Source organism: Siphonobacter sp. BAB-5385, from assembly GCF_002261125.1.
Lineage (GTDB): Bacteria > Bacteroidota > Bacteroidia > Cytophagales > Spirosomataceae > Siphonobacter.
This window is the reverse complement of record NZ_NMPS01000074.1, coordinates 1-1,581: the sequence shown is the minus strand read 5'-3', so window position 1 is coordinate 1,581 and position 1,581 is coordinate 1. Positions and strand designations below refer to the sequence as shown.

The 1,581-nt window shown below is 52.8% G+C and carries 1 protein-coding gene; it reads right to left on the bottom strand.

What is annotated here, in order from left to right; genetic code table 11:
• Positions 1-242: 242 nt before the first annotated feature.
• Positions 243-1,581: carbohydrate-binding protein (locus BWI93_RS07340; protein ID WP_141217384.1), on the bottom strand; the 1,339-nt coding region annotated here is incomplete at its 5' end.

Genomic DNA, 1,581 nt, shown 5'->3' with positions numbered 1-1,581 from the left:
CATGAGCCTTCCAGGCTGGACCTCTCCGTAACTACCTAGATTAGCTCAAGCCTACCGCATTGTTCCCACCATGGAATGGCCACCATGGGATGGCCCCCATGGAATGGGCGGGAGAGGTTTTCCTCTTCCAGCAGTAGTTGATAGTTATTTGTTAATAGTTCTTAGCCTACAACCTGAAGCTTGCGGGGCGAAAGACCTGACGATTAAACTGACCAAATACCCACTGATAAAACCCAACCCATCTATTCCTTCTCCACCACCATCCAATCCACATTAAACAAATTGACCCAGCCTGCTTTGGGATTTCGGAAGACGATGTACCAATCGTGCAGCCCCGGTTTGGCCTGAATCGGAGCCGTAAATTCCTGCCAGCTGCTTTGCTTTCCGGCGGGAATTTCCACCGTACCTACGACCGGACCCGTACGGCTATCGAGTCGAATTTCAATGCTTCCACCGGGGCCATCGGGCTGTATGCGGAAGCGAATGCGTGTGATGTGCTGGAGGTCGAGCTGGTTAAAGCGGACGTACTTGCCTTCCGAAATGCTGCGAATATAGGAGACGAAGTTCGTTTGTAAGGTGGCGGGCGTCACGCCTACGTTGCCTTCGTGGTAATCTTCAAGCTGAATGAGTGGATCGCGTAAGACGAGCTGTGCACTGGCTTCCAGCGGTTCAATACCCCGGGCTCCACGGTCCGTGTACGAAGCTCGTAATACATACGCCCCTTCTTTTCCTTTGCCCGGATGTTGGTTCAAAGGCAGATTTCCTTTCAACGGTAAGCGAGGTTTTTGCTCCGCCAGCGAGAGGATATACCCAACCAGTTCGTCCGCTTCCGGCGTACTCAGGTTGGGATGCGGCGGCATGGGATACGTTCCCCAGTTGCCGCTGCCGCCCTTGATGATTTTTTGGGACAACGTTTCTTTCACATGGGTTTTACCGTGGTACCGTTTCGAAATTTCGTTCAGACTGGGACCAATGGATTTGGTGTCGAGGGCGTGGCAGGCTTTACAATCCAGTGAGTTGTACAGCTTTTGCGTAGCCGCGAACTGTGGTGATTCGCCCGCCGACAGTACACTCGCCAGATCCTTGCCGAAAGTCAGGTAATGAAAGGCTACGCTCACGCGGGAAGGGTCGATTTTCTGATCCTCCACATCCCGTACCTTCACTTCATAGTCGAGCGTTGTCTTATCCCAATAAAACGTACGATTGGATTTCGTATCAATACGCACCTCGGGCGGCGTGTTACCTACTTTGATGGCTACCGTCGAGAAGCCCTGGGCTCCGTGCGGATCGGTCGCCGTAAGCGTCACCTGATACAGTCCTGGTTTAGTGAACGTATGAGTCAGCTCGCGTCCTTTTTTCAGGGCGGTTCCTATTTTCCAGCGAAAGCTCAGCGTATCGGCGGGATCGTAATCTTTCGACGCAGCTGCCGACAGATGAACCGTAAGCGGTAATCCTCCGTAGCGTTTATCCACCTGAATGGCGGCCATGGGTTTACGGTTACCTTCCGCGTATTCCACCCGAATCAACCCGGCGTCCGTGTTTTTGGCGAACCAGTTGGTACCATAAGCGAGTAAATAAATG